Source organism: Vibrio sp. M260112, from assembly GCF_036533775.1.
In the GTDB taxonomy this organism is placed as follows: domain Bacteria; phylum Pseudomonadota; class Gammaproteobacteria; order Enterobacterales; family Vibrionaceae; genus Vibrio.
This window is the reverse complement of record NZ_JATABH010000010.1, coordinates 110,185-132,811: the sequence shown is the minus strand read 5'-3', so window position 1 is coordinate 132,811 and position 22,627 is coordinate 110,185. Positions and strand designations below refer to the sequence as shown.

The 22,627-nt window shown below is 43.6% G+C and carries 24 protein-coding genes and 1 tRNA gene; 15 read left to right on the top strand and 10 right to left on the bottom strand.

Translation table 11 applies throughout. The features are described from left to right. Window positions 1–455: 455 nt before the first annotated feature. Complete coding sequence (gene drt2, locus QTN95_RS07255) at window positions 456–1,766, bottom strand: antiviral reverse transcriptase Drt2 (protein ID WP_029850663.1); 1,311 nt, start codon at window positions 1,764–1,766, stop codon at window positions 456–458. Window positions 1,767–2,284: 518 nt separating this feature from the next. Between drt2 and QTN95_RS07250 the strand changes: the two genes are divergently transcribed. Both QTN95_RS07250 and QTN95_RS07245 read left to right on the top strand, forming a co-directional pair. Next, a complete protein-coding gene (locus QTN95_RS07250; protein WP_031829223.1) occupies window positions 2,285–3,160 on the top strand; it encodes a hypothetical protein in 876 nt (291 codons plus the stop codon). After that, complete coding sequence (locus QTN95_RS07245; protein ID WP_029850666.1) at window positions 3,153–3,539, top strand: hypothetical protein; 387 nt, start codon at window positions 3,153–3,155, stop codon at window positions 3,537–3,539. The genes QTN95_RS07250 and QTN95_RS07245 overlap by 8 nt, the downstream gene beginning before the upstream one ends. 171 nt (window positions 3,540–3,710) lie before the next feature. Here the strand turns inward: QTN95_RS07245 and QTN95_RS07240 are convergent, their stop codons facing one another. From QTN95_RS07240 to rpsU, 7 genes are all read right to left on the bottom strand, one after another. After that, window positions 3,711–5,117 (bottom strand): HipA domain-containing protein, encoded by a 1,407-nt coding sequence (locus QTN95_RS07240; RefSeq protein WP_331416946.1) that lies wholly within the window; start codon window positions 5,115–5,117, stop codon window positions 3,711–3,713. Further along, window positions 5,110–5,445 (bottom strand): helix-turn-helix domain-containing protein, encoded by a 336-nt coding sequence (locus tag QTN95_RS07235; RefSeq protein ID WP_331416944.1) that lies wholly within the window; start codon window positions 5,443–5,445, stop codon window positions 5,110–5,112. Before QTN95_RS07235 ends, QTN95_RS07240 begins: the two co-directional genes overlap by 8 nt. Before the next feature lie 335 nt (window positions 5,446–5,780). Next, window positions 5,781–5,856, bottom strand: a tRNA-Ile gene (locus QTN95_RS07230). A gap of 154 nt (window positions 5,857–6,010) precedes the next feature. Continuing rightward, window positions 6,011–7,867 (bottom strand): RNA polymerase sigma factor RpoD, encoded by a 1,857-nt coding sequence (rpoD, locus tag QTN95_RS07225; RefSeq protein WP_331416943.1) that lies wholly within the window; start codon window positions 7,865–7,867, stop codon window positions 6,011–6,013. A 98-nt stretch (window positions 7,868–7,965) separates the two neighbouring features. Beyond that, entirely contained in the window at window positions 7,966–9,723 is a 1,758-nt protein-coding gene (dnaG, locus tag QTN95_RS07220; protein ID WP_331416942.1) for a DNA primase, read from the bottom strand. Window positions 9,724–9,823: 100 nt separating this feature from the next. Then, window positions 9,824–10,267: a GatB/YqeY domain-containing protein gene (locus tag QTN95_RS07215; protein ID WP_331416940.1), complete on the bottom strand. Its 444-nt coding sequence runs from the start codon at window positions 10,265–10,267 to the stop codon at window positions 9,824–9,826. Between the two features lie 26 nt (window positions 10,268–10,293). Next, on the bottom strand, window positions 10,294–10,509 hold the full coding sequence (gene rpsU / locus QTN95_RS07210; RefSeq protein WP_001145625.1) for a 30S ribosomal protein S21: 216 nt from the start codon (window positions 10,507–10,509) through the stop codon (window positions 10,294–10,296). Between the two features lie 229 nt (window positions 10,510–10,738). Between rpsU and tsaD the strand changes: the two genes are divergently transcribed. Both tsaD and QTN95_RS07200 read left to right on the top strand, forming a co-directional pair. Next, window positions 10,739–11,755, top strand: coding sequence for a tRNA (adenosine(37)-N6)-threonylcarbamoyltransferase complex transferase subunit TsaD (gene tsaD, locus QTN95_RS07205; RefSeq protein ID WP_138971408.1), 1,017 nt, complete (start codon window positions 10,739–10,741; stop codon window positions 11,753–11,755). Window positions 11,756–11,875: 120 nt separating this feature from the next. Further along, entirely contained in the window at window positions 11,876–12,691 is an 816-nt protein-coding gene (locus QTN95_RS07200; protein ID WP_331416938.1) for an alpha/beta fold hydrolase, read from the top strand. A gap of 30 nt (window positions 12,692–12,721) precedes the next feature. Here QTN95_RS07200 and plsY read toward each other — a convergent pair whose 3' ends face one another. Beyond that, window positions 12,722–13,333, bottom strand: a complete 612-nt coding sequence (gene plsY, locus QTN95_RS07195) for a glycerol-3-phosphate 1-O-acyltransferase PlsY (protein ID WP_138971406.1) — start codon at window positions 13,331–13,333, stop codon at window positions 12,722–12,724. Between the two features lie 153 nt (window positions 13,334–13,486). Between plsY and folB the strand changes: the two genes are divergently transcribed. The 11 genes from folB to rpoS all read left to right on the top strand — a co-directional run bounded on the left by folB (window position 13,487) and on the right by rpoS (window position 21,179). After that, window positions 13,487–13,840, top strand: a complete 354-nt coding sequence (folB, locus tag QTN95_RS07190) for a bifunctional dihydroneopterin aldolase/7,8-dihydroneopterin epimerase (protein ID WP_138971405.1) — start codon at window positions 13,487–13,489, stop codon at window positions 13,838–13,840. Further along, window positions 13,837–14,322, top strand: coding sequence for a 2-amino-4-hydroxy-6-hydroxymethyldihydropteridine diphosphokinase (gene folK, locus QTN95_RS07185; RefSeq protein ID WP_331416937.1), 486 nt, complete (start codon window positions 13,837–13,839; stop codon window positions 14,320–14,322). Before folB ends, folK begins: the two co-directional genes overlap by 4 nt. A gap of 19 nt (window positions 14,323–14,341) precedes the next feature. Next, on the top strand, window positions 14,342–15,145 hold the full coding sequence (locus QTN95_RS07180) for an undecaprenyl-diphosphate phosphatase (RefSeq protein ID WP_138971403.1): 804 nt from the start codon (window positions 14,342–14,344) through the stop codon (window positions 15,143–15,145). Between the two features lie 111 nt (window positions 15,146–15,256). Further along, window positions 15,257–15,535: a cell division protein FtsB gene (gene ftsB / locus QTN95_RS07175; protein WP_138971402.1), complete on the top strand. Its 279-nt coding sequence runs from the start codon at window positions 15,257–15,259 to the stop codon at window positions 15,533–15,535. Continuing rightward, window positions 15,536–16,243, top strand: coding sequence for a 2-C-methyl-D-erythritol 4-phosphate cytidylyltransferase (ispD, locus tag QTN95_RS07170; RefSeq protein ID WP_331416936.1), 708 nt, complete (start codon window positions 15,536–15,538; stop codon window positions 16,241–16,243). A 3-nt stretch (window positions 16,244–16,246) separates the two neighbouring features. Continuing rightward, window positions 16,247–16,723, top strand: a complete 477-nt coding sequence (gene ispF, locus QTN95_RS07165) for a 2-C-methyl-D-erythritol 2,4-cyclodiphosphate synthase (protein ID WP_331416935.1) — start codon at window positions 16,247–16,249, stop codon at window positions 16,721–16,723. A 58-nt stretch (window positions 16,724–16,781) separates the two neighbouring features. Further along, window positions 16,782–17,828 (top strand): tRNA pseudouridine(13) synthase TruD, encoded by a 1,047-nt coding sequence (gene truD / locus QTN95_RS07160; protein ID WP_331416933.1) that lies wholly within the window; start codon window positions 16,782–16,784, stop codon window positions 17,826–17,828. Continuing rightward, window positions 17,825–18,583, top strand: coding sequence for a 5'/3'-nucleotidase SurE (surE, locus tag QTN95_RS07155; protein ID WP_331416932.1), 759 nt, complete (start codon window positions 17,825–17,827; stop codon window positions 18,581–18,583). Before truD ends, surE begins: the two co-directional genes overlap by 4 nt. Window positions 18,584–18,585: 2 nt before the next feature. Further along, window positions 18,586–19,212 carry a protein-L-isoaspartate(D-aspartate) O-methyltransferase gene (locus QTN95_RS07150; protein ID WP_138971397.1) on the top strand — a complete coding sequence of 209 codons (627 nt, stop codon included), beginning with the start codon at window positions 18,586–18,588 and terminating at the stop codon, window positions 19,210–19,212. Between the two features lie 2 nt (window positions 19,213–19,214). Then, the gene (gene nlpD, locus QTN95_RS07145; RefSeq protein WP_331416930.1) at window positions 19,215–20,126 is read left to right on the top strand and encodes a murein hydrolase activator NlpD; all 912 of its coding nucleotides are present in this window, start codon (window positions 19,215–19,217) and stop codon (window positions 20,124–20,126) included. 72 nt (window positions 20,127–20,198) lie between these two features. Further along, window positions 20,199–21,179 carry an RNA polymerase sigma factor RpoS gene (gene rpoS, locus QTN95_RS07140; RefSeq protein WP_331416929.1) on the top strand — a complete coding sequence of 327 codons (981 nt, stop codon included), beginning with the start codon at window positions 20,199–20,201 and terminating at the stop codon, window positions 21,177–21,179. A 77-nt stretch (window positions 21,180–21,256) separates the two neighbouring features. Here the strand turns inward: rpoS and QTN95_RS07135 are convergent, their stop codons facing one another. Continuing rightward, window positions 21,257–22,528 (bottom strand): HlyC/CorC family transporter, encoded by a 1,272-nt coding sequence (locus QTN95_RS07135; protein WP_331416928.1) that lies wholly within the window; start codon window positions 22,526–22,528, stop codon window positions 21,257–21,259. Window positions 22,529–22,627 lie beyond the last annotated feature (99 nt).

Genomic DNA, 22,627 nt, shown 5'->3' with positions numbered 1-22,627 from the left:
TAAGAAACCCACACCAAACCAAAAAATGTTACTGGTGAGCCACTCGATACTCAAAAAAGCCTCAATAGACTCATTCACGCAAAACCGTGACAGACAGAACGCACCCCTCTCCCCCTGTCGGACAAATTAATACCGATTTCACCGATAGATTATGCCTGGAGCATCAGTATCTTTTAATAGTGCCTGTCCTTTTAGTTTTTCTATGGTTGCTCTGCGTATCCTAAGTGTCGCTACACTTGCGACTGTTGAATGTGAGTGAGGATTCAAGCAGTCTAACCGTATAGAAGGGGGTTCTCAGAACATAAAAGTTAACCTTTTGAGTCTAGCTGCCTGAGAAGAATGCTACTGCGAGAACACTGTTCTCGCTCAAATCATCAAAAAATAAAGTTTGCTCATTTAATTAATAGATAAAAATGTTCTAGCTAGCTAAAAGCCCTTAATAAGTGTCACTTTCATTATTTATCTATTTCGTCTTGAAGGCGTTGCCATAGAGGCTTCAATTGTTTCTTGATGCTTTTTGAGTTCATAATCTTCGCTGCTCGGTAGCCGTATGAAAGGAAATTTCTTCTACCTCGGAAAGAGTACAAACGGTGAAGTTTTCTTTTGTAAAGCTGATCTTGTTCTGGTTCGCCTTTACTTTTGCGTATTCGGTTTTCTTTCTCCATGGTTTTCTTAGCCAATTTAACTCCACCTTTCATCTTTTCTGAGTAGCGAGCTAGAGCTGTAGAGCGGAGGAAGATAGAGTTACCATCGAATAGGAAACCAAGATATTGCAGCGGCTTTTGTTTACCTGACTCGTCAAATGAGCAAAGCATATCATTTTGGAACCTAAAATCTCTGATCTCTGTTTTGTCGCTGTTTATTTTCACCTTTAAGGCTTTGATTTTACTGTTAGCTAAAGTTTCAACCATATCCCTATGATCTGATGGGACGATAAACAGCATATCGTCACAATATCTAAAATACTTCCCACCAAAAGAATCAACATAGTTCTTCATGTGTTCATCAAATGAAAACATGTAAATGTTAGAGAGTAATGCACTGATTGGAGAGCCTTGAGGAATACCCATTGCGCCATTAGGGTTTGACTTGATCAAACCACAACCACGAACTTTTTCTCTGAATTCAATTGGAGTACAGACGCGATTTCTTCCATTTGCTTTTGGGTTATATTGAGATATACCAAACGTTTTGAAAAGCTCATCTCGTTCAACTATAGAAAATTTGGTTAGGGAGCGAAAAACGTTGTAATGATCTTTGGGAAGATGTTTGACTTGGAGTAGTTTACTCCATTCTTCTTTTAGAATTCGATGATCAAGGGTGTCGAAAAACTTAGAAAAATCCAGAGCGATGGCTGAGCATTCTTTCATTTGACGTATGTAATTAAAAGCGTCATCCGCAAAATGAATATTACTTTTACCGTTGAGCTTTCTAAACGCTAAAACCGATTCATGTAGATCTGACTCTTCAATTTTCTGCTCATATAAGCTTGATAGCTGGCTAGCGTAGTAAGCATAAATATGGCTATCTACATGAGATGAGTAGGCAACGCCTCTTGGCTTTGGTTTGCGGTAAAGCTTACCTGTAGAAGTATCTCTATCCAGTTTTGTTAGCTGAAAACTATATGAGATAAAAGGAAAGAATGCATGTTTCGCTACCGATGAGCTACTTGTTGCGATTTTCTCGGCTTTTTTTACTGAAACAGGAACATCAAAATGTAGATAGTTCCGTTTCGTATACCAAAAGGGGCATGATGTATTTTTCATTCTTAGGGAATAAGCTCTAGCAAAACCCAAGAGAAGTGGACATGCGGCCTTTCCGTATATCCTCTTGGGCTTTAACTAACTGGCCTAACCAATCATCTGGCCCCGAGAGGCACTCGCCGCGATCTATTAGAAATGATATATAATGTAATCTGCGATGGAGACTATACGATGTTAATCTTACGCTTCATGACGATGTGTTTATCTTGGCTCTGCAAGGATAAATACATTGACAATCTGTCACAGCCCTCCACACCTTTTGCGTGAAGCCCTAACAGAGTATTGATTTTTATATATGCAATCAAGCCTTTCTTGAGGCCACACCTCAGAAAACATACAGTATTGGTTTTAGATACTGAGTGTTTTTAATCTTCACTTGTGTTTGAGCGGGGAATGTGGAAGAGATGTCATTCATGCGTTACTCGTAAATACAGTATGATCTTTCCCTTTTTAATAACAAATTACTTGTGTCATTTCGTGCTAAAGGTGAGAATCTAACAGACTGAATAATGGAGATTTATATGTCTGCTGGCTACTCAATCCGAATCGACTTTGATAAAACCGAAGGAAGGCCTGAGCGCGTTTTCCACGCAATGGCTGCATATGTAGAAGGCTTCAATGAACTTCAAGAAGCCTTTATCAAAGGCTACGGCAACGATATTGAATTCATTTCTTCATTGGACAGTACCCGTGAAGGTTCATGTATAGCTGATATTGGTGCAAAGCTTAAAGACAAAGTTCGCAATGTTAATCTGAATAACATTTTTGATGGTATCTATAATGGAGTTAGAAAAGAAATAGCGAAAGCTAATAAGATTGATTCAGAAAACGATGTACGGACTTTTGTGGATAATGTTTATACGATTGCATCGGCTAATGAGCCTTCTTTTGAACAGTTTACTTGTGAGGGTGATGCTCATCTAGTAGATGTCGCTGATGCGCTAAATAAAATCTACAAAGCTAAAGGCATTCTTTCTCCGACTGACTTAGTGCAGTTTGGTCGTGACTTTGATTTTTCTGATATCAGCAAAGACTTTTCCTGTCCTCGTACGGGAGATCAGATTTTTGAAGATACTGTTCAGCCTTTTCCGTCAAAAGAAGTTTTTATCGTTCGACGTCCGTCTTATGTAGAAAATCTGCAATGGGATTTTGAGTGTAGTCAGCGTAAGCCGAAGAATTTTAGTGCTAAAATGTTAGATGCTAAATGGTTCAAAAAGTGGGCGAATCATCAAGAAGAAATTTGGCCAGGGGATGCTTTGCATGTTCTAGTAAGAACGAAGCGGAAATCCAATAAGTTTAAGAAGCGCGTATCACATGAAACGGAAATTATAAAAGTGATTCGAGTCATCCCACAGAGCGAAATAGAGCAGTTCACACTGGATTTGGAAAATGACTAGAGCCTACGACACTGCGAAGAAGGAAGCTGTATTCATAGCTTTGCCGCTTTTGGTGCTGTTCTTAATAAAAATGCTTAATAGTGATTTGATGTCGTTCTTAAAGTTGTCTGACTTCTCTCTAGCAACTTCAATCATGTACGGACAGTTGCTTGCTAAGACACTTGATGTTCCTGACAAAAACAAGAGAAGAGATAGATTTAGTACTTATCAGGTATATATCTTTGTGGTGTCTATTCTATCTATGACTATGTATATCGGATTTCAACTTATTCCTGATATTAACTTTAAATTTTATGTTGCTCAGATAATCACGTTTTTGATTGGTATTGTGTTCTACATTCCCTTATCAACGCTCATGAGTGACCTGTCTAAAGAGTGAGTAGGATGGGTTTATAAAACCAAGGAGCTGCTCTTGTCTTTCAGAACTTGTCTTTGGCTTTGTAAATATACAATACTTTATTGCGCTAACATGATTTTAAAGAATTGATTTCCCCATAGATAGTCTCAATTTGGTCGGCATAAATCTTCATATTACAAGCTGCGTTTAACATCATAGAAGCTCACTCATTTCTGGCACGCTGTCGGCTTGAGCTAGCAAGTTGTCACATTCTGAGTGAATGAGTGATACACATAGTTCTATATGTTCACGTTCTCCATCCTCGATTCCTTGGGCTTCGGTAAGTTCAATCGCTTCCTTCAGAGCATTTTTTATAGCACCAACGGTTTCTACCATTATGGAAGCCATTTTGGTGCCTGAATAACCCAGTAGAGCGCCGAATTCAGCTAAATCATAGCTGGTGATAGGGCGTTTGAAGTTACCTTTCGGCGGATTTTGAAAGTCTTCACTTTCCCAATCTCCTATCGACATTGCAAAATATTGAGGGATACTGGCGGCACGCCCCTCATCAGCAGACAACTTACCACTGCGTGAGTTGCGTTTTGCTCCCTCTTGAGCGATAGCTTCTATGTTGACTAAATCATAAAAAGGGGTCAGTTCCAGGCCTTTAGGGGTGACGAAGAAGCTAATGTTTTTACCATGGGCATCGTAGTTTTGCGTTACTAGATTAAAGAGCATCCATTGGGTGAGCTTTAGGTTAGTGATGACCGTGTCTATGGTTTTGACGCTCAGTAGGCGTGGGAAAGAAACGCCATCACGCATATATACGCCATCGCCTTCATCCCCATTCTGACGCTCGTATTTGTAACCTGGAGGTAAGTCAGTTGCCTGACAGCCATCAATCACATGTCTTCGTTGAACGACATCACGAGCCTCGATATAGGCACGATCGAACCGCTCTATGATCAGTGTCCTAGTCTTCCCAATGCGAGTTAACTCAACATTAGCGACGTCCAAACCTGCTAGCTTGGCTAATGTCATGCAAAAGAACTCATTAACAGCAATACACGGTGCTCTACCGCTTTCAAACTTCAGAATGTAGTTCGAACTTAATTTGCCTTCACCAAACCCCCATTCATCACCGCGCTTAAGTAAGTTTAACTTGTTTTGAACACCAGCAACCGAAAGGCGAACCTTACCGTCCCAATACACTAATGGCGCTAGATTTCGCTCTAGTCGTTCTATTAGTTCATCATCAGGAACAGATCTAAAACTGGTTTCCCCAAGTTCCGAGCTTGGAACTCGAAAAGATAGTGCGCCAGATGTTTCCGCACCAAGCTTACGAATCAGCCCGAACGTGTTGTTTTTGGAGATAGTGGTGTTTTGTATCATCTCCTCAAAGGCTTCTCCTTCAGGAAGGAGATTTCTGAGGTAGTTCTCAATACTACGTGGCGAAGCCCGATCATTGAAAGGGATGTGTGGCGAAATTGGGAAACCAGTGTGTTTCCATTCATCTTCATAGATGAATGAAAACGCTGTTTCTGTTCCGACAGGAAGAATCAAACGACCAATTTTGGTATTCGTACCGATAAACACATCTAACTGTTGTAACTTACTCATACCAACCGTCCTCACCGTTTCTCACGCTGTTTTCAGCTTGGGAGGTTATTTGGCTATGTGGACGAACAAATAGGTTTAAGTCGATAAGGCGTAACGACAGCCCTAAGATATCCATGAGGACGAGTACATTGGCAAAGGTGACACTGGTATCGCCTTTTTCTACCTTCATGACGGTTCTACGAGATAAGTTGGCTTTTGAAGCGAGATCATCAATACGCCAGCCTCTATCGGTACGCTTTGAGCGAATGGCGCTCCCCAGCGTTTCCATACTGAACTCGGTATTCAAATCAGGCATAGGTTGTGCCTTTACCATCTTACCTTTTTTCATAAGTGCCTTTTAATGTACTTTTGTCACTATTGGGTTCGTCTTAATGTATAAGTTCACTATAACTCACTTTTGTCATGGCTGTATAAGAAATTATCTATAAGTGCAATTTAAGTTACTTATGGTTGGTTTGCGAGTTCAATCTCTCTCTTTGTTCTCTATGAGAGATATTTATCAGCCAAAACGACATATTTGGCAACAGCGTAGTATTCGGATTAGTATTGGAAGAAGGCAGAGAAGAGTGCGTGATTGGGGCTTACCTGACCCATTACCTGACCCAAAATCGTCAGGTACAAAAAAAGGTTAGTAAACACTACGCTTACTAACCTTCTGGAATTTGGTGGCCCCTCCCAGACTTGAACTGGGGACCAATCGATTATGAGTCGACTGCTCTAACCACTGAGCTAAGGGGCCTTATAGGGCAATGATTATAGGGGATGAGGATCTAGCTGTCTAGCCAGTAACGGGTATAAATGCGCTTAGTTTTTATCCACTTAAATCGAATAGATATAAAAAAGGTGAGCTTTAGCCCACCTTTTAATCAATTGTCGAGAAAATAAGCTATCGACTATTCGTCTAGGAAGCTGCGTAGAGTTTCTGAGCGGCTAGGGTGACGAAGTTTACGCAGTGCTTTTGCTTCGATCTGACGGATACGTTCACGAGTTACGTCAAACTGCTTACCTACTTCTTCTAAAGTATGGTCAGTGTTCATGTCGATACCAAAACGCATACGCAGTACTTTCGCTTCACGCGGAGTCAAACCTGCTAGAACATCTTTAGTTGCTACTTTTAGACTGGTTGCGGTTGCAGAGTCTAGAGGCAGTTCTAGCGTAGTATCCTCGATAAAATCACCTAGATGCGAATCTTCGTCGTCACCGATTGGTGTCTCCATAGAAATTGGCTCTTTAGCGATTTTAAGTACTTTACGAATCTTATCTTCAGGCATTTGCATGCGCTCTGCTAGCTCTTCTGGCAGAGGCTCACGGCCCATCTCTTGTAGCATTTGACGAGAGATACGGTTCAGTTTGTTGATGGTTTCAATCATGTGAACCGGAATACGAATCGTACGAGCTTGGTCTGCAATCGAGCGAGTAATTGCCTGACGAATCCACCAAGTGGCGTAAGTTGAGAACTTGTAGCCACGACGATATTCGAACTTATCTACTGCTTTCATCAGGCCGATGTTACCTTCTTGGATAAGATCCAAGAATTGTAGGCCGCGGTTGGTGTATTTCTTAGCGATAGAAATAACCAGACGTAAGTTCGCTTCAACCATCTCTTTCTTCGCGCGACGAGCTTTCGCTTCACCGATAGACATACGACGGCTGATATCTTTGATGCTTTGAACTGTCAGAGAAGTTTCTTCTTCGATCATTTTCAGTTTTGAAATTGAACGGCGAATATCTTCTTCACTGCGACGAATTTTTTCGGCGTATGGTTTATCAGACGCTAAGATCTCGTCAAGCCATGCATCACTTGATTCATTACCCGTGAATAGCGTGATGAATGATTTCTTCGGCATTTTGCCATACTCAACCGCTGCCTTCATGATAAGACGCTCTTGAGTACGTACACGTTCCATTGAAGTGCGTAGCTCTTCAACTAGGTAGTCGAACTGTTTTGGAGTTAGACGAAACTCTTTGAACACATCTAACACAAGCTCGTGAGCGGCTTGTGCTTTTGAACTTTCACCACCGTATTCATTGCACGCTAGCTGGAAGTTTTGGAAAGTGTTACGTAGCGAAGTAAACTTCTCTAGAGCAAGTTCAGGATCAATACCTGTATCTTCTTCCTCTTCAGTTTCTTCGTCATCCCCATCTTCGTCGTCTGAATCTGCGTCTTCATCTTCAAGATCAGATTCAGCAAGCTCAGAACCGATGTGCGTAGCTGTTGGCGCGGTTGTTTCATCAGCATCCGGATCAACGAAGCCTGTAATAAGGTCTGTCAGACGGAGTTCTTCTGCTTGAACTTTATCGAACTGTTCAAGAATGTATGGAATAGTGCCAGGATACTCTGCCACTGCATTTTGAACTTGGTTAATACCATCTTCAATACGCTTAGCAATATCGATCTCGCCTTCACGAGTCAATAGTTCAACAGTACCCATTTCACGCATGTACATGCGAACAGGATCTGTAGTACGGCCGATCTCATTTTCTACGCTAGATAGCGCAGCCGCTGCGGCTTCTGCAGCATCTTCATCGGTGATTGTATCGTCATCATTCAGTGCAAGATCATCAGCATCAGGAGCAGTTTCTACTACTCGGATGCCCATGTCGTTGATCATTTGAATGATATCTTCGACCTGCTCTGAGTCGACGATTTCTGCTGGCAGGTGGTCGTTTACTTCTGCGTAGGTCAGATAGCCTTGTTCCTTGCCTTTAATGACAAGTTGTTTTAGCTGTGACTGCGGATTTTGATCCATAGACGGTATCCAACTTAGTATCTGGTGAAGGAATTAGTATGCGAGTTGCAAACCAAACATCTTAACAAATTAATTGATTGCTGACTATCTGAATAGGGTTACGCTTTTAAATCTAGCATTAACGCTAGTAGCTCCCGTTTCTCTTCGGTTGATAAACCGACGCTTCTTTCTTTGGCCTGCAGATTTTCAATTTGCTTTTCAACACACTGGGCAAGAATTTTGTCCAGCGAGTCTAAAAATATATCTTTTTCGTTGTCTTCGTCGAGGGGGATTTCCCACCCAGCTAGACGTGACAACAATGCCTCATGGCTACTATTTCGCCAGCGCTCAAGTAGCTGGCCCGTAGTTATATTGGGGTGCTGGTGACAATATTCAAGCACTTCGACAAATAAACTTAGACCTGGCACTGTTAACTCTCTCACAGTTGAGAGATCCGGTACCATATCAGCATAGTTCGGATTTTGAATAAGCAAAGCGATCACTTCACGCATTGGTGTGCGCTTGATCTCTTTATGTGGCTGAGGTCGAGTCTCTGTGTTTTTTTTGCGAGCTTGGCGAAGCCTATTATCAAATCCTGTTCTTTCATCTAAGAGTTTTTCAAGTAACTCTTGAAAATAGGGATCTGGAATCTTGTCAATAAGCGCACTGGCGTGTGCCCTTAGCGCCGACTTACCTTCATGGCTTCCAAGGTTTAACTGATGGATTTCGATCAGGTTATCAAATAGATAGCTTGAAAGTGGAGTAGCCTGCTCAATTTTTTGTTCCAATGCTTCTTTACCGTGTGCACGGACAAAGCTATCGGGGTCTTCGCCATCAGGTAGGAACAAAAATTTAAGCGTGTTACCGGTTTTTAAATACTGAAGCGCATTTTCAAGAGCGCGCCACGCGGCTTCTTTACCCGCTCTGTCACCATCATAACAACACACCACTGTATTCGTTTGGCGGAAAAGCAGCTGTATATGATCACCTGTCGTCGATGTACCTAGCGAAGCGACGGAGTAATCCACGCCATACTGGGCCAAAGCAACCACATCCATATAGCCTTCAACCACTAAGATTTGTGGTGGCTCTCGGTATGCCTGCATGACTTCATAAAGGCCGTAAAGCTCTTTGCCTTTATGGAAGATCGGCGTCTCTGGAGAGTTTAGGTATTTAGGCGTGCCGTCGCCAATAACACGGCCACCAAATCCAATCACTCGTCCACGGCGATCTCGAATTGGAAACATCACACGTCCACGAAAACGGTCGTAGCGATTGCCATTATCGTTTTCGATCAGCATACCGCCAGTAACCAACATATCTTGCGTTTGCTGTGTTTGACCAAAATTCTTGCGTACTAAGTCCCATTCATCGGCTATATATCCAATACCAAATTTCTGTACAATTTGGCCGGACAACCCACGATCTTTCAGATAATCAATGGCTATTTTGCTTTTAGGCAGTTTGAGCTGATCACGATAAAACTGAGCAATGCTGCCCATAATGTCGTATAGATTACGCTTTTGTTCTGTATTGGCTCGCGGTTGGTTGGATTGAAAACCACCGCCTTGTCTTTGTTCTCTAGGAACGTCCAATCCGAGGTAAGAGGCGAGTTCTTCAATCGCCTCGACAAACTCTAAGCGTTCATACTCCATCATAAAATCAATGGCGTTACCGTGTGCACCACAGCCAAAGCAATGATAGAACTGTTTTTCTTGAGAGACGCTGAAAGAAGGCGTTTTTTCGTTGTGGAAAGGGCAGCAAGCGCCGTAGTTTTTGCCTTTTTTCTTAAGTTTTACGCGAGCGTCAACAATGTCGACAATATCGAGTCGAGCGAGGAGGTCATCAATGAAACTACGAGGGATGTGTCCTGCCATAAAACCTTAGAAAAACGCACTAACAAAAAATGAAAGAGTAGATACAAACAAGCCGCGCATTCCGAAGGATAGCACGGCTTGTTGCAATTGATTTGGGAGATTAAGCCAGTTTAGAGCGAACTAAACTACTTACTTTACCCATATCTGCACGCCCTTGAATTTGAGGTTTAAGAACGCCCATTACTTTACCCATGTCTTGCATGCCCGCAGCACCTGATTCAGCAATCGCATTGTCAACCAATGCTGCTACCTCATCGTCAGTGAGTGGTTGAGGCATAAATTCCTCAAGTACGGTAATTTCAGCTTTCTCTGCATCAGCTAAATCTTGACGATTAGCTGCTTCAAATTGAGCGACAGAGTCGCGACGTTGTTTAACCATTTTAGTCAGAACAGCAAGAATGTCATCGTCGTTCAGAGTAATCTGTTCGTCTACTTCACGTTGCTTAATTGCTGACAGAGCTAAACGGATAGTGCCAAGGCGCGCTTTGTCCTTGGCTTTCATCGCTAATTTTTGCTCTTCTTTGAGTTTTTCAATCAGAGCCATAACTAGAATCCTTTAGGACTTAGTTATTAGTACAGGCGAACGCGACGAGCGTTTTCGCGAGCAAGCTTCTTAGCGTGACGCTTTTGAGCTGCTGCTTTAGCGCGTTTGCGAACTGTAGTTGGTTTTTCGTAGTGCTCACGACGACGCACTTCAGAAAGGATACCTGCTTTTTCGCAAGAGCGTTTGAAACGACGTAGTGCAACGTCGAACGGTTCGTTTTCACGTACTTTAACTACTGGCATATGCCTTTCACCTCAGGGGTTAATTCGTTAATGCTGACTTCACAGTACCTAACTTAGTCGCTAGGTCTACAATCAGCTTGATCAAAAATGGTGCGGAATTTTAATCCGATCACACTGGCTTTGTAAAGTATTTTGTTGGGTAGAGTTTGCACAAAATTTGTTTGAGAAGCTAAGGCGCGGTAAGATTGCGCCAATTTTGAATTTGAGACAAAGACATCCAGGGTAAACCATGCGCATTATTGGTATCGAAACCTCTTGTGATGAAACGGGAATTGCCATTTATGATGATGAGAAGGGGCTACTTTCTCATCAGCTTTATAGTCAGGTAAAACTTCACGCCGATTACGGTGGTGTCGTTCCTGAACTGGCTTCTCGTGATCACGTTAAGAAAACAATTCCGTTGATCAAGGCCGCTATGGCTGAGGCAAATCTGACTCCAAAAGATATTGACGGCGTTGCTTACACGGCAGGCCCTGGTCTTGTGGGGGCGTTGTTAGTCGGCGCAACAATTGGTCGCAGCCTTGCTTATGCTTGGGGAGTTCCGGCGGTTCCTGTCCATCATATGGAAGGCCACCTACTTGCTCCGATGCTGGAAGATAATCCACCTCCTTTCCCATTTGTTGCGGTGTTAGTGTCGGGTGGACACTCTATGATGGTTGAAGTTAAAGGCATCGGTGAATACAAGATTCTGGGTGAATCGATTGATGATGCAGCAGGTGAAGCGTTCGACAAAACCGCGAAACTGATGGGGCTCGATTATCCTGGAGGTCCACTGCTATCGAAATTGGCCGAAAAAGGCACGCCTGGTCGCTTCAAGTTTCCACGACCAATGACAGATCGTCCGGGTCTAGATATGAGTTTTTCTGGTTTAAAAACTTTTACCGCGAATACCATTGCAGCGAATGGCGATGATGAGCAAACGCGTGCAGATATCGCCCTTGCGTTTGAAGAGGCAGTGTGTGCAACCTTAACTATCAAGTGTAAGCGTGCACTGGAACAAACGGGATTCAAGCGTATCGTAATTGCAGGTGGCGTTAGTGCTAACCGCAGATTACGTGCCGATTTAGAACAGCTTGCGAAGAAAATCGGCGGCGAAGTTTACTACCCTAGAACTGAGTTCTGTACCGACAATGGCGCGATGATCGCTTACGCAGGTATGCAGCGTCTAAAAAATGGTGAAGTCGCCGATCTTTCCGTTCAAGCGGTGCCACGTTGGCCGATCGACCAACTTGAGTCTATTGCATAATCTAACGATGCATAAAAAAGGTCGCCTCATTGGGCGACCTTGCTATATCTAAGCTCCGAGCTCTTCATTACGCAAATAATGATAGGCTGCACTTTTGAAATAATATCTGGAATACAAAAGATGAATAAGTTTGCCATTGATGGCTGTGAAATGGCTTATCAGGATGTAGGTCAAGGACCTGTGATTGTTTTTGGTCACAGCTACTTGTGGGACAGCCAAATGTGGGCTCCGCAGGTTGAGGCATTGAGCCAACACTATCGTTGTATTGTCCCTGAGTTGTGGGCACATGGTGATTCTGACTTTGCTCCTAGTTCAACACGCTCACTGACTGACTACGCTCAGCAAATTCTTGCGTTGATGGATCACCTAGATATTGAAACTTTCTCACTGGTTGGTTTATCGGTTGGGGGAATGTGGGGGACTGAACTTGTCTCACTCGCGCCGCAGCGTGTGAATGCCCTAGTTCTGATGGATACATTTGTTGGCTTGGAGCCTGAAGTTACCCATAAAAAGTATTTTGCGATGCTCGATGCCATCTGTCAGGCACAAGCGGTGCCTGCACCGATTGCCGAAGCCGTCACGCCGCTATTTTTTGCCAATAATGTTCAGCAAGATAACCCTCAATTGGTGGATCAGTTCGTTCAATCTCTGCTGGCATTGAAAGGTGAGAAAGCTGTAGAGGTCGCACGAGTAGGGCGAATGGTGTTTGGTCGTCGAGATCAGATTGAAGATATTGAGAAGTTTGCTCTGCCGGTGCTGATTGCAGTTGGGCAGGAGGATAAACCTCGCCCAGTGCTAGAGTCTTATCTTATGCACGATTGCATTAGTGGTTCAGAACTCATTCAGATCCCGAGGGCTGGGCATATCTCGAATCTTGAACAGCCGGAATTTGTCACAGAAATGCTTAAAAATTTCCTAGACAGAATTCACGCTTAAAGTTGTTCGCCATCCAAAAATAAAGCCTCGTTATGAGGCTTTATTTAATCCATTCTTCTTTTCACCGACTTTAGGTTCAGTACCTTCCAATAGGCGTTTTATATTCTGATGGTGTCTGAAAATGATCAGACAGCAGAGCATGGCGACTGGCAGAGTATATTGTGGCTTTATCATCCAAGTGTAGAACGGTGCGAGCAATACAGTGACAAGTGCCGCGAGTGAAGAATATCGAAACAAAAAAGCAACACCAATCCACGTAGCAATAATCATCGCGGTCAGATCTAATCCAATAGGAGCGATCGCGCCCAGTGCAGTTGCTACGCCTTTTCCGCCTTTAAAATGGAAGAAAATAGGGTACATATGTCCTAAGCAAGCCGCTATGGCAATCACGCCTAGCATAATGGGATCAATACCTAAAAAGTAACCACCCCAGACGGGTATGGTGCCTTTCAGCATGTCACAGAGTAAGACAGCAACCGCGGCTTTCTTGCCTCCGATTCGAAGAACATTCGTTGCGCCCGGATTGTTCGAACCCACTCCTCGTGGATCCGGCAATCTCAAAATACGACAAATTAAAACCGCACTCGAGATCGAGCCTAGTAGATAGGCTGAAATGATCATAACCAGCGCTAGTGGGGTCATAGTAGAGAACTCGTCCGAAACAGGTGTTAGCCAAGCAAGTAACTGATATCATATCGCGCTTGACGCTCTCAAACTACACATGTACGAGGTTTGAGGCAGAAATTGTACGACTTTTTACCTGATTTGGGTATCCGACCTCTAAGGAAGTAACAGATGGACAAAGTATTTATTGAGCAATTGGAAGTAATTACTACGATCGGTGTATACGACTGGGAGCAAGAGATTAAGCAAAAGTTAGTGCTTGATATTGAAATGGCTCATGACAATCGTCCGGCAGGTAAAAGCGATGATGTTGTTGATGCTTTGGATTATGCTCAGGTGAGTTCCGCCGTTCTATCGTATATTGAAGGTGGACGTTTCCTGCTTGTTGAGCGTGTTGCAGAAGAGATCGCTGAGTTGATCATGACGCGTTTCAATGTGCCTTGGATTAAGATTCGTTTAACCAAGCCAGGAGCTGTACCGCAAGCTAAAGGAGTGGGTGTTATCATCGAACGAGGCGTTGCATGATAACCGCTTATGTTGGCATAGGATCGAATATCGATCGACGCAAGCATATTCAAGCGGCGATTGAAGAGCTTAGAGCTCTCGGGCAGGATATTCGTCTTTCGACGATTTTCGAATGCGAAGCCGTTGGTTTTGAAAGCCATGCCTTCTACAACTTAGTGGCAGAGATCAAAACATCACTTACATTGACAGAATTTTCACGTCAATTGAGAGATATTGAGCTGAAATGGGGGCGCGCGGTGGACGCGGGTAAGTTTGAGCCAAGAACGGTCGATCTCGACATTATTTTGTTTGGTGAACAGGTTTCCAGCGAAAAACCGCAATTACCACGCCGCGATATTTTTAAATATGCTTTTGTTCTCCAGCCTTTGGTGGAGCTTTGTCCACAGCTGGTTGTGCCTCAAGATGGGCGAACGATTGAACAAATCTGGCAGCAATCCCATTTTGATGTTGTTCTAGAGCCTGTTCCTATGTGGTTTAGCTAATAAAAAAGATGAGATTTTAATGAGTTACTTTGAAGCCTTTATTCTGGCTCTAATTCAGGGTTTGACGGAATTCTTGCCCATTTCGAGTTCAGCGCATCTAATTCTACCTTCGGCAATTTTAGGTTGGGAAGATCAAGGCCTGGCTTTTGATGTTGCCGTCCATGTTGGTACGTTAGCCGCGGTGGTGATTTACTTCCGCAATGAAGTTGTTAGTCTTCTTTCTGCTTTCTTTGCCTCCATTTTTAAGGGAGAGCGAAGCAAAGAGTCAAAACTGGCATGGATGATAGTTTTAGCGACGATTCCGGCTTGTGTCTTTGGCCTACTGATGAAGGACTTTATTGAAATCTACTTGCGTAGCGCATGGGTCATTGCGACAACAACCATCGTTTTTGGCTTGCTGCTGTGGTTTGTCGATAAAAATGCCAAGTTAGTGGATGATGAATATAGTGCCGATTGGAAGAAAGCTCTGTTTATCGGTATCAGCCAGGCTTTGGCAATGATCCCTGGAACCTCTCGCTCAGGTGCGACAATTACCGCCGCACTTTATCTCGGATTTACTAGAGAAGCGGCAGCGCGTTTCTCATTTCTAATGTCTATCCCAATTATTCTGCTTGCGGGTGGTTACTTAGGTCTCAAATTAGTAACTAGTGGTGAGCCCATTCATTTCGGCTTCCTGATGACGGGAATCGTTACGTCATTTATTAGTGCATATATTTGTATTCACTTCTTCTTGAAATTAATTTCTCGTATGGGAATGACCCCATTTGTGATTTACCGTTTGCTACTTGGTGTCGGACTTATTGCGTTTTTGACACTGAACTAACGAACTCATTTTCAACATGATCTTAACTAAGACCACATAGCCCAATCTCGCGCCAGCAGCGACATTGTGGTATATATGTGGTCTTGATCTTTCTCTTCTTTGATTAATCATATGCGAATTTTTGCACTGACCTTATGCTTGATTCTTGGCTGGCTACAATTTGAACTGTGGTTTGGCAAAAATGGTATTTCAGATTTTCAAGCAGTGAACGCTGAAACGCAGGTTCAGCATCAAGTGAATAACAATCTTCAAGCTAGAAACAATGAAATGTTCGCAGAAATAGACGATTTACGCCAAGGCCTAGATGCTATCGAAGAACGTGCTAGGCATGAGCTAGGTATGATTAAAGAAGGTGAGACTTTCTATCGTATCGTTGGAGAGAATAATTAAATGACGTTAACCTCTTCACTCTCCATTGTGGCGGTGGTTCCTGCTGCGGGTGTCGGCAGTCGCATGCAGGCAGATCGTCCAAAGCAGTATCTTAAAATATCAGGAAAAACCATTCTCGAGCATACTGTTGAGAAGCTCTTAACTCACACATTAGTCGACAAAGTTATTGTCGCCATCAGTGATGATGACCCATATTTTCCTCAACTCAGTTTGGCGAATAATCCAGAGGTGATAAGAGTCTCTGGAGGCAAGGAAAGAGCGGACTCTGTGCTATCAGCCCTTGATTACATCGAGAGTAATCAGTTAGCGCAGTGGGCAATGGTTCACGATGCGGCGAGACCTTGTGTTGACCTAAATGACATCGATAATCTGATTAAGGTAGCGGTTACCAATCAACTCGGTGGCATTCTTGCTACGCCAGTCAGAGATACGATGAAACGAGCGAATGCTCAACAAAATATCGACCACACCGTTGATAGGGAAGCATTGTGGCATGCATTAACACCACAACTTTTTAAAACTCAACCGCTTAGATATGCTTTGTCGCAAGCACTAGACCAAGGTGTCCCAATTACTGACGAAGCGTCTGCTATTGAATGGCTTGGGGAGAAGCCAGCTTTGGTTCATGGCCGAGCTGACAATATAAAAATAACTCAACCTGAAGATTTAGCGTTAGCCGAGTTTTATCTGACGAGAAATAAAGGATAACTCATGATTCGAATTGGCCACGGCTTTGATGTACATAAATTTGGTGGAGAAGGTCCCGTTGTTATTGGCGGTGTCGAGGTCCCCTATGAACAAGGGTTGATTGCTCATTCCGATGGTGATGTGGCTTTACATGCTTTATGTGATGCATTGCTTGGTGCGATTGCTGCTGGAGACATTGGTCGACACTTTCCTGATACGGATGACAAATGGAAAGGCGCCAACAGTCGAGATTTGCTGCGTGATGTGTACCGGAGAGTACGTCAGCAAGGCTATATTTTAGGGAATGTGGATATTACGATTATTGCCCAAGCCCCTAAAATGGCGCCTTATATCGACGCTATGTGTCAAGTTATAGCCCAAGACCTTGAGACCGATTTGACTAATATTAATGTCAAGGCAACAACGACAGAACGCCTTGGTTTTACTGGGCGAAAAGAAGGCATCGCAACTGAAGCAGTTGTGTTGCTTGTTAAAGAATAACAAAGCTTATTGAACGTGGGGATGCGACAGCAATCCTTCGTTCAGTATGGAAAATACTATGTCTGATATTCTATCTTCATTGGCGTACTTAAATGGTAAGCCAACGTCTAAAGGTAAGCTAAAAGCCAAACCAGAACATTTCCAAGTTAATGAAGATCTTGGTTTTGAGTTTACTGGCAGTGGTGAGCATTTAATGGTGCGCATCCGTAAAAGCGGGGAAAACACCAGCTTTGTCGCTAACGAGTTGGCAAAGGTATGTGGTGTAAAATCTAAGGATGTCAGTTGGGCTGGTCTAAAAGATCGCCATGCTGTTACTGAGCAGTGGTTGAGCATTCATCTACCTAAAGGTGATACGCCTGACTTCTCTTCGTTCCTTGCTCAATATCCGAACATAGAGATATTGGCGACAGATAGACATAACAAGAAGTTACGTCCAGGCGATCTGGTTGGGAACCAATTTGTTATCACTCTCTCGGAAGTCACCGATGTCGCTGATGTTTTACAGCGCCTAGAAGCGGTGAGTAAAGTCGGTGTGCCAAATTATTTTGGTAGTCAGCGTTTTGGTAATCAAGGCAACAACCTTAGCGAGGCAAGACGCTGGGGACGTGAAAATGTTCGCACGCGCAACCAAAACAAACGCAGTCTGTACCTTTCTGCGGCTCGTTCATGGATTTTTAACCGCATTGTTTCTGAGCGGATTGAAAAAGGTCTATTCACGCAAGCTGTCGATGGTGATTTGATCCTACAAGATAACGCATTACAAACCGTTGAACTTGACAGCTTAGATCAAGTCAATAGCCAGTTGATGCAAGGGGATGTTCAGCTTACAGCGGCTTTGGCCGGTGACAATGAACTGCCTACCAAGAATCAGGCTTTAACGCTTGAGCAACCTCATTTAGATGCGGAACCCGATCTGATGGCATTGATTCGTGGTAATAGAATGCGCCATGATCGTCGTGAAATTGGCTTGATGCCTCAAGATCTGAGTTGGGAAGTTGAGGGAGATAATGTAACGCTAACCTTCTCTCTGGACGCTGGTTGTTTCGCGACAGCGATTATTCGAGAACTCATTGAAGAGATCGAAGTGGAGCGCCAATACCAATGAGCGATAGACGTCTGAGAATATTGATCAGTAACGATGATGGAGTGCATGCGGAAGGCATTCATACTCTGGCAGATGCGCTACGCGATATGGCAGAGGTGACGATTGTTGCCCCTGACCGTAACCGTTCAGGAGCTTCCAACTCTCTGACGTTAGAGCAGCCTTTGCGAGTGAATCAAATAGCTCCACAGGTCTATTCTGTGCAAGGTACGCCGACGGATTGTGTTCATTTTGCTCTCAACGAATTGATGAAAGATCAACTGCCTGATCTTGTTTTAACGGGCATTAATCATGGTGCGAACCTCGGTGATGATGTGCTCTATTCAGGCACGGTTGCGGCAGCGATGGAAGGTCATTTTCTTGGTGTTCAAGCCATTGCTTTCTCTTTAGTTGGCAAACATCATTTTGGAACTGCCGCCAATATTGCGCGTCAAATGGTTGCTCAGCATGCTCGATCACCGATCCCAACGAACCGTTTACTGAATGTTAATGTTCCTGATGTGAAGCCTGAACAGCTGAAAGGCACTGTGGTGACTCGACTTGGTGCGCGCCATCACGCAGAAGCAATGATTAAGCAGAAAGATCCGCGTGGTCATGATATTTATTGGCTTGGTCCTCCAGGCAAAGAACAAGATGCGGGTGAAGGTACCGACTTTTTTGCCATTGAACGCGGTTACGTGTCCATCACTCCGCTTCAAGTCGATCTTACGGCCCATGAGTCTCTTGCGAGTATGGATAATTGGTTAAAGGATAAGTAACAATGGTCAATCCACATGCTGACAGATTAATCGACTTTCTTGTCGCGAGTGGCATACAAGATAAAAAGGTACTTGATGCTATTTATCGCCTTCCTAGAGAGCAATTTGTCTCTCAAGCGATGATGCACCAAGCCTATGATAATAACGCGTTGCCTATTGGTCAGGGACAGACAATTTCACAGCCCTACATTGTCGCTAAAATGACAGAAATGTTAGAGCTAAGCAGAGACAGTCGTGTTCTTGAGATAGGAACGGGGTCGGGTTATCAGACTGCGGTGTTAGCGCAGCTTGTCGATCATGTTTACTCTATCGAACGTATTAAAGCATTGCAGTGGGAAGCGAAAAGGCGCCTTAAACAGTTAGATATATATAATGTATCGACTAAGCATGGCGATGGTTGGCAAGGCTGGCCAGCTAAGGGACCGTTTGATGCCATTATCGTCACAGCGGCAGCCGAATCGGTGCCCTCTGCATTACTAGAGCAACTGAATAATAAAGGTATTATGGTTATCCCGGTTGGAACAGAAGAGCAGCAACTGTTAAAGATCACTCGCCAAGATGATCAATTCAGTTCAGAGATCATTGAGATGGTGCGTTTTGTTCCTTTAGTCGCGGGTGACCTCGCATAGTAATGAAGCGTTGTATCGTCTTACTTCTCATTCTTGGATTAGGCAGTATGTTATTTGGATGTGCTGCTCATTCGCCTGCACCAGTATCTGGTCTTCAAAAAGACTATGGCTCTGTTTCTCGTGGCAGTTATCGAGGCAGTTACTATCAGGTAGAAAAAGGCGACACGCTATATTTCATTGCTTATGTTACTGACAAGGATGTTAATGAGATAATTAGCTACAACTCATTAAAAGCGCCTTACACGATTTACCCTGGTCAGAAGCTTAAGTTATGGCAACCTGCATACAATGCTCCAGCCTATGGTGGTACAGGTGCTGGAGCTGCAATCGCGGTTGCAGCAGTACCGTCGAAACCACAAACGAGTACAGTGTCGAGTAAAAACTCGAATCAAAAGGTTACTCCAAGTAGTACAAAAAACAATCAAACACAGGTTAAAAAAGATCCTCCTAAGAAGGTTGATCAATCGAAATCAAAGGAGTATGTTGGTTCTAACGACAAACAAAAAGTGACCAACACAGCCAGTAAATCAACTTCAAACAACAACAAAATTTCCAAGTGGTTATGGCCAACAAAAGGGAGAGTAATCAAAAACTTCTCTGCTGGAGATCAAGGGAACAAAGGTATTGATATCGCAGGACAGCGTGGTCAATCTATCGTATCAACAGCAGGTGGCACCGTCGTTTATTCAGGCAATGCGCTACGCGGTTACGGTAATCTCGTGATTATTAAACATAACGACAATTACCTCAGTGCATATGCACATAATGATCGGTTGCTAGTACACGAAGGACAGAGTGTAAAAGCAGGCCAAAAGATTGCAACAATGGGCAGCTCCGGAGCCAGTAGTGTTCGTTTGCACTTTGAAATTCGCTATCAAGGTAAGTCAGTCAATCCAAAACGCTACTTACCATAAAATTTACTATTTAGAGTAAAATAGCGACATTAGACGTAGTAATGTCTTGCTAGCTCGCCAGGGGGAGGCGCTATGAGTATCAGCAATGCAGCAACGAAAGTCGAACCATTCGAAGTTAGTGACGAAACGATGGATACGTTTCAAACTACCGAATCCACCAAATTAGATTTAACTGAGGACGTCAAAGAAGAGTTTGATGCATCAAGCAAAAGCTTGGATGCGACACAGCTTTACTTAGGCGAAATTGGCTTTTCTCCACTACTCACAGCAGAAGAAGAAGTTCTATACGCGAGGCGCGCTCTTCGTGGCGATGAGGCTGCACGTAAACGCATGATAGAAAGTAATCTGCGTCTAGTTGTAAAAATTTCCCGACGTTACAGCAATCGTGGCCTTGCTCTATTAGATCTTATCGAAGAGGGTAATCTTGGTTTGATCCGAGCGGTTGAGAAGTTTGATCCAGAACGTGGATTTAGATTCTCTACTTATGCGACTTGGTGGATCCGCCAAACCATTGAACGTGCTTTGATGAATCAAACTCGCACTATCCGTTTACCTATCCATGTTGTCAAAGAGCTAAACATCTATCTGCGCACAGCGCGTGAACTATCACAGAAACTCGATCACGAACCAACCGCTGAAGAGATTGCAACACAACTCGATAAGCCAGTTGATGATGTCAGTAAGATGCTGCGTTTGAATGAGCGTATAAGCTCGGTTGATACACCGATCGGAGGGGATGGCGAAAAAGCCTTGCTGGATATCATTCCGGATGTCAATAACTCAGATCCAGAGGTCTCCACGCAGGATGACGATATTAGAGATTCTCTGATTCATTGGTTAGACGAACTTAACCCTAAGCAGAAAGAAGTGTTAGCCCGTCGCTTTGGCCTACTTGGCTATGAGCCTTCAACGCTCGAAGAAGTAGGACGTGAGATCAATCTAACTCGCGAGCGAGTGCGCCAAATTCAGGTAGAAGGCCTACGTCGATTAAGAGAAATTCTTATCAAGCAAGGTCTGAATATGGAAAACTTATTCAGTGTTACTGAAGACTAACGTTTTCCTCTGAGTATTAAAAAGCCTTGGTCAGTCCAAGGCTTTTTTGATCTTGAATGTGGTTCAATGAAATCGATTTATTTCGACTTCAGTTTTGGAAAGACTTTTACCTGCTTGATGCGGTTCTCTTCCAACTCGACGATCTCCATCGGGTGTCCAGATACTTGCACGCTGAGGTGACTTTCTGGGATATCTTCTAAATGCTCAAGGATTAGGCCGTTCAAGGTCCTAGGTCCATCAGTCGGTAGAGACCACTTAAGTCCTTTATTGATATCTCGGATATTGGCGCTGCCCTCAATCAGGAAGCTACCATCACCTTGTGGGCTGATTTCATCAGACAGACTTGGTGCAATAGAGGTGGTAAATTCCCCTACGATCTCTTCAAGAATGTCTTCTAAGGTAATCAAGCCGATAATATCGCCATATTCGTCGACAATTAAACCGATGCGCTCTTTATTGCGTTGGAACTTAAGTAATTGGACATTGAGAGGCGTACTTTCTGGAATAAAGTAGACTTCATCCGCCGCACGCAAAAGTGTCTCTTTCGTCGACTCATTTTTTTCCAACATCAGGCGATAAGACTCACGTAAACGCAACATACCCACCACTTCATCTATCTTATCGCGATATAGAACAACTCGACCATGCGGAGAGTGGGTTAACTGACGTACGATAGATTTCCAGTCATCGTTGATATCAATACCGGTAATCTCATTGCGAGGCACCATAATGTCGTTAACGGTGACATGCTCTAGGTCGAGAATCGATATCAGCATGTCTTGGTGGCGGCGAGGGATTAAACTGCCGGCTTCATTTACAACGGTTCTTAATTCTTCAGAGCTCAGCGGATCTTCCGCACCGTGGTTTGCTTTTATACCAAGTAAGCGGATAAAACCATTGGTGATAAAATTGACCAGTAAAACAAGAGGTGACAGCACCTTCATTAGAATCGTGAGTAAGATACTACTAGCGTAAGAAACCTTTTCAGGATACAGAGCAGCAAGGGTTTTTGGGGTCACTTCTGCGAAGACGAGTATGACTAGGGTGAGGGCACCGGTCGCAATAGCGACGCCTAAATCCCCAAATAAACGCATACCGAGAATAGTGGCAATCGCTGAGGCAAGAATATTTACTAGGTTATTGCCGATTAAGATTAAACCAATCAGTCGATCAGGGCGAACAAGCAGTTTTTCTACGCGTTTAGCACCTTTATGACCATGGTTGGCAAGGTGTTTGAGTCGGTAGCGGTTTAGAGACATCATCCCTGTCTCTGAACCTGAAAAATATCCTGAAATAACAATAAGACACGCGAGTAGCGCAAATAAGATACCCGTTGATATGTCGTCCAAAGCTTATCTTTTCCTTGTTATGTTTGGTTAATTTATGACCTAGTTTGTCAGTGAAGTCAATTTCAAAAAAAGAACTGAACATTGTAAAAGAAAGGTGCA

What these genes read in the sequence shown, in the direction of transcription:
- dnaG (WP_331416942.1), bottom strand. Translation starts at nt 9,723, where the DNA reads ATGGCAGGACACATCCCTCGTAGTTTCATTGATGACCTCCTCGCTCGA.
- QTN95_RS07235 (WP_331416944.1), bottom strand. Translation starts at nt 5,445, where the DNA reads ATGAAAAAAGGTAAGATGGTAAAGGCACAACCTATGCCTGATTTGAAT.
- rpoD (WP_331416943.1), bottom strand. Translation starts at nt 7,867, where the DNA reads ATGGATCAAAATCCGCAGTCACAGCTAAAACAACTTGTCATTAAAGGC.
- rpsU (WP_001145625.1), bottom strand. Translation starts at nt 10,509, where the DNA reads ATGCCAGTAGTTAAAGTACGTGAAAACGAACCGTTCGACGTTGCACTA.
- folK (WP_331416937.1), top strand. Translation starts at nt 13,837, where the DNA reads ATGATAACCGCTTATGTTGGCATAGGATCGAATATCGATCGACGCAAG.
- ispD (WP_331416936.1), top strand. Translation starts at nt 15,536, where the DNA reads ATGACGTTAACCTCTTCACTCTCCATTGTGGCGGTGGTTCCTGCTGCG.
- surE (WP_331416932.1), top strand. Translation starts at nt 17,825, where the DNA reads ATGAGCGATAGACGTCTGAGAATATTGATCAGTAACGATGATGGAGTG.
- ftsB (WP_138971402.1), top strand. Translation starts at nt 15,257, where the DNA reads ATGCGAATTTTTGCACTGACCTTATGCTTGATTCTTGGCTGGCTACAA.
- tsaD (WP_138971408.1), top strand. Translation starts at nt 10,739, where the DNA reads ATGCGCATTATTGGTATCGAAACCTCTTGTGATGAAACGGGAATTGCC.
- QTN95_RS07200 (WP_331416938.1), top strand. Translation starts at nt 11,876, where the DNA reads ATGAATAAGTTTGCCATTGATGGCTGTGAAATGGCTTATCAGGATGTA.
- plsY (WP_138971406.1), bottom strand. Translation starts at nt 13,333, where the DNA reads ATGACCCCACTAGCGCTGGTTATGATCATTTCAGCCTATCTACTAGGC.
- folB (WP_138971405.1), top strand. Translation starts at nt 13,487, where the DNA reads ATGGACAAAGTATTTATTGAGCAATTGGAAGTAATTACTACGATCGGT.
- QTN95_RS07180 (WP_138971403.1), top strand. Translation starts at nt 14,342, where the DNA reads ATGAGTTACTTTGAAGCCTTTATTCTGGCTCTAATTCAGGGTTTGACG.
- drt2 (WP_029850663.1), bottom strand. Translation starts at nt 1,766, where the DNA reads ATGAAAAATACATCATGCCCCTTTTGGTATACGAAACGGAACTATCTA.
- ispF (WP_331416935.1), top strand. Translation starts at nt 16,247, where the DNA reads ATGATTCGAATTGGCCACGGCTTTGATGTACATAAATTTGGTGGAGAA.
- truD (WP_331416933.1), top strand. Translation starts at nt 16,782, where the DNA reads ATGTCTGATATTCTATCTTCATTGGCGTACTTAAATGGTAAGCCAACG.
- nlpD (WP_331416930.1), top strand. Translation starts at nt 19,215, where the DNA reads ATGAAGCGTTGTATCGTCTTACTTCTCATTCTTGGATTAGGCAGTATG.
- QTN95_RS07240 (WP_331416946.1), bottom strand. Translation starts at nt 5,117, where the DNA reads ATGAGTAAGTTACAACAGTTAGATGTGTTTATCGGTACGAATACCAAA.
- QTN95_RS07215 (WP_331416940.1), bottom strand. Translation starts at nt 10,267, where the DNA reads ATGGCTCTGATTGAAAAACTCAAAGAAGAGCAAAAATTAGCGATGAAA.
- QTN95_RS07250 (WP_031829223.1), top strand. Translation starts at nt 2,285, where the DNA reads ATGTCTGCTGGCTACTCAATCCGAATCGACTTTGATAAAACCGAAGGA.
- QTN95_RS07150 (WP_138971397.1), top strand. Translation starts at nt 18,586, where the DNA reads ATGGTCAATCCACATGCTGACAGATTAATCGACTTTCTTGTCGCGAGT.
- rpoS (WP_331416929.1), top strand. Translation starts at nt 20,199, where the DNA reads ATGAGTATCAGCAATGCAGCAACGAAAGTCGAACCATTCGAAGTTAGT.
- QTN95_RS07245 (WP_029850666.1), top strand. Translation starts at nt 3,153, where the DNA reads ATGACTAGAGCCTACGACACTGCGAAGAAGGAAGCTGTATTCATAGCT.